The organism is Patulibacter minatonensis DSM 18081, assembly GCF_000519325.1.
Lineage (GTDB): Bacteria > Actinomycetota > Thermoleophilia > Solirubrobacterales > Solirubrobacteraceae > Patulibacter > Patulibacter minatonensis.
Window position 1 is genome coordinate 4250112 of record NZ_KI912613.1, and the last position, 14062, is coordinate 4264173.

At 75.9% G+C, this 14062-nt stretch carries 10 protein-coding genes; 4 read left to right on the forward strand and 6 right to left on the reverse strand.

Annotation, left to right across the window (positions count from 1 at the left end; translation table 11 throughout):
- Positions 1-19 precede the first annotated feature (19 nt).
- Entirely contained in the window at positions 20-3109 is a 3090-nt protein-coding gene (locus tag PATMI_RS0119905; RefSeq protein WP_026912159.1) for a helix-turn-helix transcriptional regulator, read from the reverse strand.
- 290 nt (positions 3110-3399) lie between these two features.
- The gene (locus tag PATMI_RS0119910) at positions 3400-3678 is read right to left on the reverse strand and encodes a hypothetical protein (protein ID WP_026912160.1); all 279 of its coding nucleotides are present in this window, start codon (positions 3676-3678) and stop codon (positions 3400-3402) included.
- Positions 3679-3783: 105 nt separating this feature from the next.
- Between PATMI_RS0119910 and PATMI_RS0119915 the strand changes: the two genes are divergently transcribed.
- A complete protein-coding gene (locus PATMI_RS0119915; protein WP_157260875.1) occupies positions 3784-4290 on the forward strand; it encodes a hypothetical protein in 507 nt (168 codons plus the stop codon).
- Positions 4291-4320: 30 nt separating this feature from the next.
- Here the strand turns inward: PATMI_RS0119915 and PATMI_RS0119920 are convergent, their stop codons facing one another.
- Together PATMI_RS0119920 and PATMI_RS0119925 are read right to left on the reverse strand one after the other, a co-directional pair.
- Complete coding sequence (locus PATMI_RS0119920; RefSeq protein ID WP_026912162.1) at positions 4321-4947, reverse strand: TetR/AcrR family transcriptional regulator; 627 nt, start codon at positions 4945-4947, stop codon at positions 4321-4323.
- A 45-nt stretch (positions 4948-4992) separates the two neighbouring features.
- Positions 4993-6354: a cytochrome P450 gene (locus PATMI_RS0119925; RefSeq protein ID WP_026912163.1), complete on the reverse strand. Its 1362-nt coding sequence runs from the start codon at positions 6352-6354 to the stop codon at positions 4993-4995.
- A 156-nt stretch (positions 6355-6510) separates the two neighbouring features.
- Between PATMI_RS0119925 and PATMI_RS0119930 the strand changes: the two genes are divergently transcribed.
- The 3 genes from PATMI_RS0119930 (at position 6511) to PATMI_RS0119940 (ending at position 11878) form a co-directional block, all read left to right on the forward strand.
- Complete coding sequence (locus PATMI_RS0119930) at positions 6511-6972, forward strand: DUF4442 domain-containing protein (RefSeq protein ID WP_026912164.1); 462 nt, start codon at positions 6511-6513, stop codon at positions 6970-6972.
- 204 nt (positions 6973-7176) lie between these two features.
- A complete protein-coding gene (locus PATMI_RS0119935) occupies positions 7177-9465 on the forward strand; it encodes a penicillin-binding transpeptidase domain-containing protein (RefSeq protein ID WP_026912165.1) in 2289 nt (762 codons plus the stop codon).
- Between the two features lie 178 nt (positions 9466-9643).
- Entirely contained in the window at positions 9644-11878 is a 2235-nt protein-coding gene (locus tag PATMI_RS0119940; RefSeq protein WP_157260877.1) for a diguanylate cyclase, read from the forward strand.
- Between the two features lie 54 nt (positions 11879-11932).
- On the opposite strand, the gene PATMI_RS31855 is transcribed toward PATMI_RS0119940, so the two are convergent.
- Together PATMI_RS31855 and PATMI_RS35130 are read right to left on the reverse strand one after the other, a co-directional pair.
- The gene (locus PATMI_RS31855; protein ID WP_051472075.1) at positions 11933-12922 is read right to left on the reverse strand and encodes a PD40 domain-containing protein; all 990 of its coding nucleotides are present in this window, start codon (positions 12920-12922) and stop codon (positions 11933-11935) included.
- 10 nt (positions 12923-12932) lie between these two features.
- Entirely contained in the window at positions 12933-13700 is a 768-nt protein-coding gene (locus PATMI_RS35130; RefSeq protein ID WP_051472076.1) for a PRC-barrel domain-containing protein, read from the reverse strand.
- Positions 13701-14062: the final 362 nt, after the last annotated feature.

Genomic DNA, 14062 nt, shown 5'->3' on the forward strand with positions numbered 1-14062 from the left:
CCGGGTCCGCGGCGGAGACTCACCCGTCGGCGAGCCCCTGCCGGTGGGCCACGGCGGCCGCCTCGGTCCGGCTGCGGACGCCGAGCTTCGCGAGGATCCGCGAGACGTGGACGCTCGCGGTCTTCTCCGCCATGAACAGCGTGGCACCGACCTCACGGTTCGTCGCCCCACCCGCCACGAGCCCGAGCACCTGGACCTCGCGGGGCGTCAGCCCGAACCGCTCGACGGCGGCCGCGCGTGCGGACTCGGCGGCGTCCGGGCGGCCCGGCGCCCCGGCGGGACGTGCCTCCGTCCGCGCGGGGTCCTCGTCGGGACCGCGACCGGCCCCGTGGCCCGCGCGGTCGGATCCGGCACGTCCGTCGTCGGGATCCTCGCCCGCATCGACGCGACACTCCAGGACGAGTCGGGCGCGCGCCGCCAGGCCCTCGACCTCCGCGAGCAGCCAGGTGGCGCCCAGGTCGCGCGCGCGGTCGCGGGCGCGGGTCGCCGCCCGGACCGCCTCCGGTCGCGCACCCCGTGCGGCCCGGGCCTCGGCCTCCCGCCACCGCGCGAGCGCCGCCGGGTAGGGGCGCTCCACCGCGTCCCAGGCGTCCGCGGCGCCCGCCCAGGCGTCGCCGTCGTCCGTACCCCGGGCGCGCAGCAGCGCGGCCTCGGACTCCAGCAGCAGCGCCCGCTCCACCGGCCGGTGCGGCGCTGCGGCCGCGCGCACCCGCTCGACGAGCGCCGCGGCCCGGGCGACGTCGGCGGCAGGGTCCTCCCCGCGGTCCCGGGCGAGCACCGCGGCGTCGGCCTCGACGGCGACCCCGACGGCGGCGGCCTCCGCCGGGCGCGTCGCGTCCTCGGTGCAGTACGCCATCCGGTCGATCGCCTCGGCGACCACGGCGCGGCCGCCGGCGAGGTCGCCGCGACGATGCGCGAGCTCGGCGGCCGCGGCGGCGTAGGGGCCGAGGAACTGCGGCTCGACGACGTCGTGGAGCAGCGGCGCGATCGGGACCAACGCGGCCTCCGCGTCCTCCTCGCGATTCTCCGCCAGCGCGAGCACCGACCGGCGGATCAGCAGGTTCACCAGGCTCCGGGCCTCGACGCGGCGGGCGTCCTGCGGGGTCCGCTCCCGCGCCACGTCCCAGTCGCCCGCGGCGAAGGCGAACTCGCCGAGACCGAGCTCCATCCACAGGTCGCGACGGGTGGTGCGGCCCTCGAGCTCCTCCATCGCCTCCAGGGTGATCCGGATGGCGTCGCGCGACCGCCCGATGAGGTGCATCGCGTCGGCGAGGTTCACGTGCGCGCTGGCGATGTCGCCGACGCGGTCGCGCTCCCGGGCGATGCGCAGGGCGGCGAGGAGCTCCGTGCGCCCCTCCTCGACGTCGCCCAGCGAGATCAACGACACGCCGAGCGCGTTGCGGGCGTCGCCCTCGGCGTGGTCGTCCAGTGCGGCCGCCAGCGGTGCGGTCTCGCGCGCCGCGACGATCGCCTCCGCGTACCGGCCCTGGAGCATCCACCGCTTGGCCCGCCACGCCAGCACCCGGGCGCGCCAGACGCCGGGCTCCTCGTCGTGCAGGAGGGCGAGGGCGTCGGCGCTGACGTCGAGCGCGGAGTCCTGGCGGTTCAGCTGCCACATCGCCGCGGCGAGCTGGTGGAGCGCCGCGGCCCGCTCGTGGCGGGTGGCGGGGTCGTCGCCCGGGCTCGCGTCGACCGCGGCGCGCAGCAGCGCCTCGGCGCGCGTGTGCTGCTCGGCGAAGCGATGGGCCATCCCGGCCCGCCGGAGCAGCCGCGACCGCGGCCCGCCGGAGACCCGCTCCGGGTCCTCCACGCGGTCCCACAGCTCGAGCGCCCGGTCGAACAGGCGCGCCGCGTCGGTGTCGGCGTGGATCCACTGCGCCGCTTCCGCCGCCCGGAGCGCGGAGGCGAACGCGGCGTCGCGGTCGCCCGCCGCCGCGTGGTGGTGCGCGATCCGCGCCGCCCGCTGGACGGTCGCGCCCGGCTCGGCCGGGTGGCGCTCGAGCGCCCGGGCGAGCGCGCGGTGCGCCGCCACCCGCTCCCCGGGCAGCAGGTCGTCCTCGAGGACCTCGCCGAACAGCGCATGCCGGAAGGCGTAGCGATCGTCCCCGTCGGTGACGAGCACGTGGTCGTCGACGGCCGTCCGCAGCGCGGCGTGGAGCTCGTGCTCCTCCAGCCGGGCGGCCTCGGCCAGGACGACGTGGTCGACGGCGCGACCGACCGCGACGAGGCGGGCGACCTCCTGCGCGTCGGCCGGCAGCCGCTCGACCCGGACCCGGAGCGCGCGGGAGACCGTCGGCGGCAGGCCGCCGCGGCCGTCGAGCCCCGCGGCCAGGAGCTCCTCCGTGAACAGCGGGTTGCCCTCGCCGCGCGCCCACAGGCGGTCGAGCAGGGCGTCGTCCGGCGCCGCGCCCAGGATGTCCGCGAGCAGGGACCGCAACTCCGTGCGCGTGAGGCGCGGGACGTCGACCCGGAGCGCGCCCGCCTGCCGCTCCAGCTCGGCCAGCAGCGGGAGCAGGGGGTGGCGGCGGTGCAGCTCGTCGGGCCGGTAGGTGGCGACGACCAGGACCCGCTCGTCGACGAGGCCGCGGGCGAGGAACGACAGGAACGCGCGGGTCGCGGCGTCGGCCCAGTGGACGTCCTCGACGACCAGGACCAGACCGTCCTCGCGACCGAGCGCGTCCAGCAGCGTCAGCAGCGCCTCGAAGAGCGCCGCGCGGTCCCCTCCGTCGGGACCGCCGGCCCGGAGGCCGCCGGCGGCCTCCGTCCCGAGGCCCGGCACGAGGGTCCCGAGCTGCCGCCGCACGTCGGCCGGCAGCGCGGCGAGCACCGGGTGGCCGGCGCGCGCGAGCGGGCGCAGCGCCCCCGCCACCGGTGCGTACGGCAGCTCGCCCTCGCCGAGCGCGACGCACTCGCCGCGCAGCACCGGGACGCCGGCGTCGGCCGCGAGGGCCGTGAAGGTGCTCACCAGGCGCGTCTTGCCGACCCCGCCCTCGCCCGCGACGAACGCGAGCGCCGGGCGGCCCGCGCGGGCGTCAGCGAGCGCCGCCTCGAGCGTGGTGAGCTCTGGGGCCCGCCCGATCAGCCGGGCGCTGGAGACGCGCGTGGACACGGGCCCAGTATCGCGCGGCGACGGGACGGCCACGGACGGCGCCCGGGGCGGTGCTGCGGGTGTGTCGGCCGTCGCCGGACCGGTCGGCGTGGACGGCGGCGACGAGGTGGTCGTGGAGGAGTCCGGGCTGCATGGTGCGATCCCTTCGATCGGAACGAGGTGGTGCGCTGCGGGCACGCCTCCGATCGTGGACTGCGCACGACGTATGCACATCGGGCATCCGGTGCGGTCTGCGGGGTTCGACCCCTTACGGCCTGCGGGGTCGGTCCCGAAGACCCCTCAGGCCCGGCTCACTCGTTGCGGGCGGAGATGATGCGGATGTCGTCGCCGTCGGCCCGGACGTCGAGCTTCGCGCGGCGCTTCTCGTCGGTCTCGACGGAGCACGTGTAGCGGTTCTTCTCCGTCTCCTCGCACGTCGCCGACAGCAGGCGCCGGAGGCCCGCGGGCGGCGGGTTGACGGTCAGCTTCTTGATGACGTCGGCCTTCGTCAGGCTGCTCTCGGTGGTGTCGCTGCACGCCGCGAGGGCGAGCCCCGCGAGGACGACGGGTACGACTGCTGCCACGCGCATGGCCGCAGTCTACGGACTGTGTGACCAGGGTCCACCGTCCCCGCCGGGCGGGGTGGCGGGCCATCGTCCGACGCGGGCGTCTACCGTCTGGTCGACCCGGTGCCGATGCCCGCCCCCCGCTCCTCCACCCCCGCGACCCGTGCACGGCCGTTCGCGGCGCTCGTCGTCGCCGCCGCCGCGGCGGGCCTCTCCGGGTGCGGTCAGGCGCAGGAGGTCCGCGACGCGCTCGGGTACACCACGAGCGTCAACCGGATCATCGCCGGGCTCGACCGCGACCAGCGCCGGCTCAACGAGGAGTCCCGCGACTTCCGCCGACCGGCGGAGGTCGCCAGCGGTCTGCGCCGGCTCGCGGGCGACGTCGACCGCGTCCGGGCGGACCTCGGGAAGGTCCGCCCCCCGGAGGTGGTCGCCCGGCTCCACCGGGACCTGATCGGGTCGTACGGCCGGCTCTCCGCGCCGATCCAGCGCTTCCAGCTGCTCGTGCGCAAGGGGCGCCGGCCGGCGATCGTGGCCGGGCAGCAGGCCTACCGGCGGGAGAACGACGCGATCCAGCGCACCATCGACGCCACGCTGGTGCGCATCAACGCGGAGCTGGCGCGCTTGTCGGACTGACGCGCGGCCGGTCGTCCGCGTGGCGGCCCCTCACGTCTCCGCCGCCGGTCGCGGCGCCGGCGCCAGCGTGACGAGCTGCACGAGCCACGAGACGATCGGCCGGGACTCGGCCAACGGTCGGTCGTGGAGGAACTGCTGCAGGACCATCTCGCGCAGGCTCCCCGTGAGCATCACCGCGACCTCGAACGGCAGCGGCTCGTCGATCCCCGCGGCGGCCCGCAGGTCGGCGGCGAGCTCGTGCAGCAGCGTGGCGGTGCGGTCGTTGGCCGAGACCACGCCCGCGAGACCGCGCTCGCCGGTCAGGTGGTACTCCGTCCAGTAGCTGCGGCTGAGCTCCGGGTCGTCGTCGAGCATCGCCAGGTAGCCGGCGATCGCCCGGTCGATCCGTTCATGGACCGGGCCGTCGCCGGCGACCGCGCGCCGCGCGGACTCGAGCAGCAGGTCGCCGGTCGCGTCCATCAGCGCCAGGTAGCAGTCGATGAGGTCCGAGAAGTGCTGGTAGAAGGTGCGCCGCGAGACGCGCGCCAGGGTGACGACGTCGGCGACCGTCGACCCGCGCAGCCCGCTCCTGCGGACCGCCGCCGCCATGCCCTCGAGCAGCCGGGCGCGGTGCTCGTGATACTGGGGCGACGTCGGGTCAGGGACGGACGACGGCACGGGCCGAGGCTCCCATCCCGGCCGGACGCGGCCGTCGCCGGGCGCTCACGCGGCGACCGGCACGGCCGTCCCGGTCGCCGGGCCCGCCGTCGTCGGGTGGCGCCGGCGCACCACCGCACGGCCGCCGTCGGCCGGCGCGAACGCGACCCCGCGGAACCGCCACCGCTCGCCGGGGGCGGACGTCGGCCGGAGGTCGTGGGTGCACAGCAGGGTCCGGAGCACGACGTCCATCTCCATGTGGGCGAACGACGCGCCGATGCACCGCCGGATCCCGCCCCCGAACGGCAGCCACGCGTACGTGTCCGGCTTCGCCCCGACGAAGCGCTCCGGGCGGAAGCGGACCGGGTCGTCGTAGAAGCGGCCGTCGGACTGCGTGAGGATCGCCGACGCGAGGATCGTCGTCCCGGGCCGCAGGCGCCACGGCCCGAGGTCGAACGGCTGCATCACGTACCGTGCTGCGCCGCCGATGACGGGGCGCGTCCGCTGGACCTCGCGGATCGTCGCGTCGCGCAGCTCGCGGCCGCCCTCCCGCGCCTCGGTCTGCAGGCGGGCGAGGAGGTCGGGGTGGCGCCGGATCCGCTCGATCGCCCACGACAGCGTCGCGGCGGTCGTCTCGTGCCCCGCGACGAGCAGGGTCAGGAGCTGGTCGGCGAGCTCGTCGCGGGACATCGGCCGGCCGTCGGCGTGGGTCGCCTGGACGAGCAGGGCCAGCACGTCGGAGCGCTCCGCCAGGGCGACGTCTCCGCGGGCGTCGGCGATCAGCGCGTCGACCTGCTCGTCGAACGCCGCGCGCAGCGCCCGGAACCGGCCCCACGGGCTGCGCGGACCGAGGTCGCGTTGCAGGAACGGCAGGGTCGCCACGCGCGAGCCGATCGTCACGAGCTCCGGGAGGATCCGCCGCAGGGCCTCGAGCTCGGCACCCGCCGCCCCGAACACCGCGCGGAGGATGGCGTTCAGGGTGATCCGCATCATCGGCTCGAGCGTCGGCAGCTCCCGGTCGTCGGGCCACGTCCCGAGCTCGCGCCCGGCCTCCTCCGCGACGATGGCCTCGTACGAGCGCATCCGCTCGCCGTGGAACGGCGGGAGCAGGAGCCTGCGCTGCTGCAGGTGCTTCATCCCGTCGATCGTCAGGAGCGACTCGGCCCCCAGCACCTGCCGCAGCGGGCTGCGCTCGCCCGCGAAGAGGACGTCGCTCGGCGCGGTGAACGTCTGCTTGATCAGCGCGGGGTCCGCGATCACGACGACCTTCCCCAGGGCCATCAGATGGACGGTGAACGCGTCGCCGTACGTGCGGTGGAGCCGGCGGAGCGTCCGCAGCTGCACGAACGCGGCGAGGGCCGCCTGCAGCCACGGCGGCGTCGTCGGGCCCGGCGGCGTGCTGAACGGGGTGTCGGTGGACGGGGTCACGGGAGCTCCTCGATCCGCGGGACGGTGAGCGGTACGTCGATGTACCGCACGCGAACGGTACATCGGCGTACCGCACCGGCGCAACCCCGCGGTGGGCGCCGGCGCCGATCACCGCTCGTGCACACCGCGCCCGCTCGCGGCAGGTAGACCGGGGGCATGGACACGACCGCCGTCGCCGCCGCCATGCTCGAGCCCGTTCCGGCGAACCGCCTGTTCGGGATCCGCGTCCGGTCCGCGACGCCCGACGGTGCGGAGGTCGAGCTCGACGTGCGGACCGAGGCGACGAACGTGATCGGGTCGCTGCACGCCAGTGGTCTCGTGGCGATCGCCGACGCGGCCGGGCTCGCCGCCGTGCTCGGGGCCGCGCCGTCCCCCGCCGCGCTCGAGGGCGTGAGCGCCCTGGGCGCCGCGGCCGAGCTGCGGTTCGCCGCCCCCGCCCGCGGCCGGCTCGTCGGCCGGTGCGCCCTCGACGACGACGCCGCCCGGACGCTCCGGGGCCTCTACGACCGCGACACCGACCGCGCGACGCTGGCGACCACGGTCGCGATCGAGGACGAGGCCGGCGACCTGGTCTGCACCGGCACGTTCGACTGGCGCCTGCGGCGCCTCGAGGACTGACCGACCCTCCCCGCCGGAGCCCCGGCGCGGGCGGGCGCTCCCACCGGCTTGCCGCGACGCCCGCTCCGGTAGCGTGGGCGCCGCGTGGACCCCGGCCCGGTGGGCGCCCCGCGGATCGGCGGGCACCGGAGCAGGGACGTCCTCCCAGTCAGGTCGTGTGCGGTGGGATACCAGGAACGAACGACACCGGCACCGCAGCTCGCGGTGCGGATCGCGGCCTTCGGGATCGTGGCGTTCGGCGTCTTCGCGATCCTGTTCCTGCGCCTGTGGTTCCTCCAGGTGCTGCAGGGCGACCAGTACCGCGCGGAGGCCCTGCGCAACGGGGAGCGCATCGTCCGCACCGCCGCGCCACGGGGCGCGATCGTCGACCGCGAGCGCCGGGCGCTGGTCACCAACGAGGCCCAGACGGTCGTGACGCTGCGTCCCGAGGTCGTCCCGGACGCCGACCGCAGCCGGATCGCCGGCTGGGGCCAGGCGCAGGGCACCTACGACGTGGCGCTGCAGCGCGGCATCGACCGCATCGTGGACGCCCGCCGGGCACGCGAGGCGGCGCGGGCGAAGGCCCGCAGCAAGGCCGCGACCGACCGGCTGCAACGACGCCTGGACGCCGAGACCCCCGCGCAGTTCCGCGCGCGCACCCGCGCCGACGCCCGCCGGCGGAAGGCGCAGCTCGCGGCGGCCCGGCGTCGCACCGTCCGACGGCTCGCGCGCACCGGTCCGCGGGACCCGCGCAACCTCACGTTCTCGCGCGACGCGTCACCGGGGATGACCTCCCTGCTGCGCCGCCTGTCGGAGCCGCTCGAGGTCTCCCCCGCCCGCATGTACCGGCGGCTCGTGACCAGCGTCGTGCGGCTCCCGTACGCCGACATCCCCCTGAAGAGCACGGGCATCGGCGACGCGCAGCGCAACTTCCTGCTGGAGCGCCGCCGCGCGTTCCCGGAGATCGAGGTCAAGCGGGACTACCGCCGGCACTACGTCGACGGCGGGATCGCGTCGCAGCTCTACGGCACGGTCAACGAGATCACGGCCTCGCAGCTGAAGGAGCGGAAGTACGCCGGGCTGCAGGCCGGGCAGAAGATCGGCCAGGACGGCCTGGAGTTCGAGTACAACGCCTACCTGCAGGGCAAGGACGGGGCCGAGCGCATCGAGGTCGACGCGCAGGGCCGCCCGACCGGGCGCCGGACCCCGGGCCCCGTCGTCCCCGGGCTCCGCCTGCAGCTCTCGCTCGACAGCCGGCTCCAGCGCACGGCCGAGCGGGCGATCGCGGAGACGATCCACGGGGACACCGACTCGAAGACCGGGTACCGCGCGGCCGGGTCGTTCGTCGCCATGGATCCCCGCAACGGCGAGCTCCTCGCGACGGGCTCCTACCCCACCGTGGACCTCAACCGCGTCTACGACCCGTCGCTCGCGCGCCGGACCTACGCCCGCATGGTCGGACGGGCCGCCGGCGCGCCGCTCTACGACCGCGCGACCCGCGGCCAGTACGCGATCGGCTCGACGTTCAAGATCGTGACGGCGCTCGCGGGGCTCTCCTCCGGCCTGATCACGCCGGGCAGCCGCGACGGCGGCGGCGCCTGCATCAAGGTCGGGCGCGAGGACCAGGCGTTCTGCAACGCCGGCAAGGCGGACCTCGGCACCTCGAACCTGGAGCGCGCGCTCCAGGTGTCCTCCGACGTCTACTTCTACGAGATCGGTCGCGACGTCTTCCAGAAGCCGGGGCAGCAGATCCAGAGCTGGGCGCGCCGGTTCGGCTACGGACGCCCGAGCGGTGTCGACCTGCCGGGAGAGTCCCCCGGGGTGATCCCGGACGCGAAGTGGCGGACGAAGCGCAACGCCGAGGAACTGGCGTGCCGGAAGCAGCGGCACGTCGACTCCTGCGGGCTCGTGTTCTCGCCCGACGGGCAGTTCCTGCAGGGCGACAACATCAACCTGGCGATCGGGCAGGGCGACTTCCTCGCCACCCCGCTCCAGGTCGCCGTGTCCTACGCCGGGCTGTACGACCCGCCGGGCTCCTCCAGCCCCGACCTCCACTTCCCGACGCCGCACCTGGGGATGGAGATCCAGGAGTCCGACGGCCGGCTGCGCGACCGGTTCAAGGCCGCGCCGCGCCGGACCGTCCGGGTCCCCGACCCGTCGTGGAAGAAGGACATCCTGGACGGACTGCACGAGGTGACCTCGACCTCCGCCGGCACCGCCGGCCGCGTCTTCTCCGGCTGGGACCAGGGCGCCTTCCCCGTCTACGGCAAGACCGGCACGGCACAGCGGTGCGCGACGGCCGCGGGCTCGACGTGCCCGGACCAGGCGTGGTTCGCGGCGATGGTCCCGGACCGCGACCGCCCGATCGTCGTCGTCGCGACGGTCGAGAACGGCGAGTTCGGCGCGACGACCGCGGGGCCGATCGTCTGCCGCGTCCTGCGGGCGTGGTACCGCCAGTCCTCGTCGTCCGCGAGATGCACGGACAAGCAGGGCAGCGTCAACCGCACCGAGTAGCCGGCCACCGATACCGGACTGATCCGCGGGCGACCCGGACCCGACCCCGCACGTCCGCATCATCGACGGTGCGATGCACGACGCGCGCCCGGAGTACGATCGACGGGCGTCCCCGGACGTCCCCCAGCCTTCCCGTTCGCTCCCCACGACCGGACCCGACCTGGCGCCCCTCCGCGGGGTGCCGACCATCGCCCACCCGGAAGCCGCCCCGAACGTGACGAGCAACAGCCACCTCCGCACGGTGACGGGGTCGCCGCGGACGTCGGCGGCCGGCGCGCTCGCGGACCCCGCGCGGCTCGACGTGCTCCGGCGACTCGGGCTGATGGGCGCCCTGCCCGACGACGCGTTCGACCGCGTCACGCGCCTGGCGACGAAGCTGACCGGCGCACCGATCAGCCTGGCGGTCCTCGTCGACGACGAGCGCCAGTGGTTCGCCGGGCAGACGGGGCTCGCGGAGCCGTGGGCGACCCGCCGTCAGACCCCGCTCAGCCACTCGTTCTGCCAGCACGTCGTGAGCGACGCCGCGCCGCTCGTCGTCACCGACGCCCGGGACGACGACCGGCTGCGGGACAACCGCGCCATCCCCGACCTCGGTGTGATCGCCTACGCCGGTGTCCCGCTCGTCTGCGGCGGCGTGGCGGTCGGGTCGCTCTGTCTGATCGACGGGGAGCCGCACGAATGGTCGGCGGACGAGCTCGACGTCCTGCGCGACCTCGCCGCGATGACCACGACCGAGCTCGAGCTGCGCCTGGCGATCGTGGACCAGGAGGCCGCAGGCCGCGCACGCGTCCGCGAGCAGGAGGCCCTCCGAGCCGTGGCGACGCTCGTCGCCGGGCAAGGCCCGCCGAGGGCGGTCTTCGCGGCGGCCGCGGAGCACGTCGCCCACGTCTGCTCCGCGGCGATGAGCCGCGTCGTGCGTCTCGAGCCCGACGGGACGACGCGGCTGGTCGGCGCCTGGGCGCAGGACGCGCCGTCCGCGCCAGAGGTCGGGCGCGCGGTCGTCCTCGACGAGGGGACCGCGATCGCCACCGTGGTCCGGACCCGCCGGCCCGCCGCCGTCAGCGGTCGCGGCGTCCCGGCCGATGCGGCGGAGCTCGACGATCCCGCCGCGGCGATGCGGGCCGGTGCCGCCGCGCCGATCGAGGTCGACGGACGCTTCTGGGGGGCCATCAGCGTCGGGTGGGAGGACGCCGCGACCGTCGACCGCGAGGAGATCTCCCGCGTCACGCGCTTCGCCGACCTCGTCAGCCTGGCCGTCACCGGTGCGGAGGCCCGCCAACAGCTCTCCGAGCTCGCGTTCACCGACCACCTCACCGGCCTGCACAACCAGCGGGCGTTCTCCGACCGGCTCGAGGAGGAGGTCCGCCGCTGCCGCCGCTACCGCCGCCCGCTGAGCCTGGTGGTCTTCGACCTCGACCACTTCAAGCTCATCAACGACACGCACGGGCACGAGTCCGGCAACCGGGCGCTCGCCGAGTTCGCCGAGCGGCTCGTGGCCGTGCGGCGCGGCAGCGACGTGATCGCCCGCGTCGGCGGCGAGGAGTTCGCCTGGATGCTGCCGGAGACCGACGGCCGCTCGGCGATGGTCGCGGCGGAACGGGCGCGCGCCGCGATCTCCGACCTGCCGTTCTCGGACGTGGGCCGCATCACGAGCTCGGTCGGCATCTGCTCGCTCGACGACGCCGACGATGCGCAGCAGCTCTACCGCCACGCCGACCTGGCGCTCTACTGGGCGAAGGCGGCCGGACGCAACACCATCGTCCGGTACACGCCCGAGCTCATCAGCGCGCCGCCGGGCGGCGCCGCGATGCACCGCCTGGAGTCCGCGAAGACGCTCGCCGCGGTCCGGGCGCTGGCGAGTGCGGTCGACGCCAAGGACCCCTCGACGCAGCGGCACTCCGAGCGGGTGGCGGAGCTGGCGGGCGAGCTCGCGCGGACGCTGGGCTGGGACCCGGCGCGCGTCGTGCTCCTGCACAGCGCGGCGCTGGTGCACGACGTCGGCAAGATCGGGGTGCCGGACACCATCCTCCTGAAGCCGGCGAAGCTCACGGACGCCGAGTACGAGCAGGTCAAGACCCACGCCGCGCTCGGCGCCGAGATGGTCGCCGACCTCCTGAGCCGCGAGCAGGTCCTCTGGATCCGCCACCACCACGAGCGGCACGACGGTCACGGCTATCCCGACGGCGTCGCGGACGACCAGATCTCCGACGGCGCGAAGATCATGGCGGTGGCCGACGCCTGGGACGCGATGACCGGCGCACGCCCCTACGGCCGGCCGCGGCCGCTGGCGGAGGCGATCGAGGAGATGCGCCGGGGCGCGGGGTCGCAGTTCGACCCCACCGCCATCGAGGCGCTGCTGCTGCTGCACCAGCGCGGCGGCCTGCGCGTGGCGTCGTCGGACCCGACCACGTAGGCGTCCCGCGACGAGGCTCGGCCGGTCGCCCCCGGCAGGGTGCGTGCGGGCGGGTCAGCCCCGTGGAGCCAGAAGCCCCTGGATCCCGGAGAACAGCGGGTCGAGCAGGTCGCGCAGCGCCCCGAGCCCCGAGCCCTTCGGTCGGACCTGCCAGTCGGGCGACTCCTCCATCGTCGGCAGGGCGATCACCCGCGTCTGCCCGGTGCCGTCGGCTCGCATCCGGTACGCCTCGTAGTTGCCGTCCCGTCCACTCGTGAACGCGATCGAGCGGCCGTCGGGCGAGAACGAGGGGCCCTCGTCGACGCCGGCGGTCGTGGTCAGGCGGCGTTGTCCGGCGCCCGTCGCCCGCATGATCCAGACGTCCTTCGTGGCGTCGGCGTCCAGCACCGACCCGCGCTCGAACGCGATGCGGCGCCCGTCCGGCGACCAGGACGGCGCGGAGTCGTACCCCGGGTCGTGGGTCAGCCGTGCCGGCGAGCCGCCGTCAGCCCGGGACACGTAGACCTCGTACTGGCCGTCGCGGTCGCTGGAGAACGCCAGCCGACGCCCGTCGGGCGAGAAGCCCGGGTACCGCTCGTCCGCGTCCGGGGTCGTGACGAGCGCGTGTGCGTCGGTGCCGTCGGCGTCCATCACCCAGACGTCCGAGCGCGCGGCGCCGCGCTCCCCGCGGCGGAAGACGATCCTCGTCCCGTCCGGCGACCACCCCGGCTGCGACTCGTTCTCGGTGCTCGAGCTGACGCGCCGCGACGCGCCGGAGGCGACGTCGGTGACGTAGACCTGGAACGGCGCACCGGCCGCGGGGCGCCTCCGGTACGCGACGTACCGGCCGTCCGGCGACCACGAGGCCTGGGCCTCCTCGACGTCCGGGGTCGAGGTGATCCGCAGCAGCCCCGAGCCGTCGGGCTGGACGGACCACAGGTCGTCCTGGCTGGAGAACGCTATGCGGCCGTCGAGGCCCGGGGTCGTGGCACCCGCCGTCGCCGGCAGGACACCGGCGACGGCGACGCTGCCGACGAGGACGAGGAGGGACGCGCGCACGGACATGCGCGCGAGCCTACGGGCTGTCGGGGCTCTCGGGGGCCTCGAGCTCGTCCTGCGCGGTCGACGGGCTGGTCGGGCCCGACTCGGGGGTCGCCTTGGCGCCGCCCGTCGGGATCTCGATGTGCCCGAGCCCGTGGGCCCGCGCGGCGTCGGTGTCGGGGGCGCCGGCCGGCTTGGGCACGTCGCTCACGGGCTGCTCGCGACCGTCGGGCGCGCCCGGGGGCTTGGGCACGTCGTCGGAGGAGCCGTCCCCCTCGACGTGCGGGAGCCCGGCGGGCGCGGGGACGTCGCCGGAGGCCGGCGGGGCCTCGCCGTCCGGCGGGACCGGATCCTCGGTGTCGCTGCGGCCGGTCGGCCCCTCGGGCCCGCGCCGCTCGTGGTCGACCGGGGCCGCCTCGCCGATCGCATCGCCCCCGTCGCGGGACTCGCGCGGCGAGATCACGCCGGAGTCCTGCGGGACATCGTCGTGCGTGCGCTGCCCGTAGTGGGCGACGAGGCGCTGCTCCTCCTCCGGGCTGAGCTCGTGCTCGGCGTCGACGTCCGGGGCGTCCTTCACCGTCGACTTGTCGTACGGCACCGACAGGGCGCCGTCGACGTCGCGGGCGTCCCCGATGGGCACGAACGACGACCGCAGGCCGAAGAGCCCCGTGTTGACGATCGCCCACGCGGGCTCGCCCGAGTCCGCCCCCCGGAGGACCTCGTCGATCTTGCCGATCTTCTCGCCGTCGGCGCCGACGACCTGTCGGCCGTGCAGGTCCGCGGCCTCGTGGAGCTTCGTCATGGGGTGCCCTTCCGTGTGTGCGGTCTCCGGCCCGCGCGTCCCACGGGACGTCGGCCGACCGGCTTCTGCGCGCCCGCTACCCGACCGCGAAGCGGACGAACGTCACACGACACGATCGCGGACGGGGTGCGCCCGGACGCAGCCGCGGAGACCGGGGCGCGCGTGCGCCACCCCGGGCGAGCCGGCCGGTCAGTCGTTGCGAGCGCCGCCGCGGCGGTCCCGCACGTCCCGGACCGTCGCCCGGCGCGCCCAGCCGTCGCGGCGCGAGCGCGGGACGGGCGGGCCCTGCCGGAGCCGCTCGTCGAGGTCCACCGACCGCCGCGACGATCGGGCACGCGCCGGCTCGACGCGGCGTGAACGGG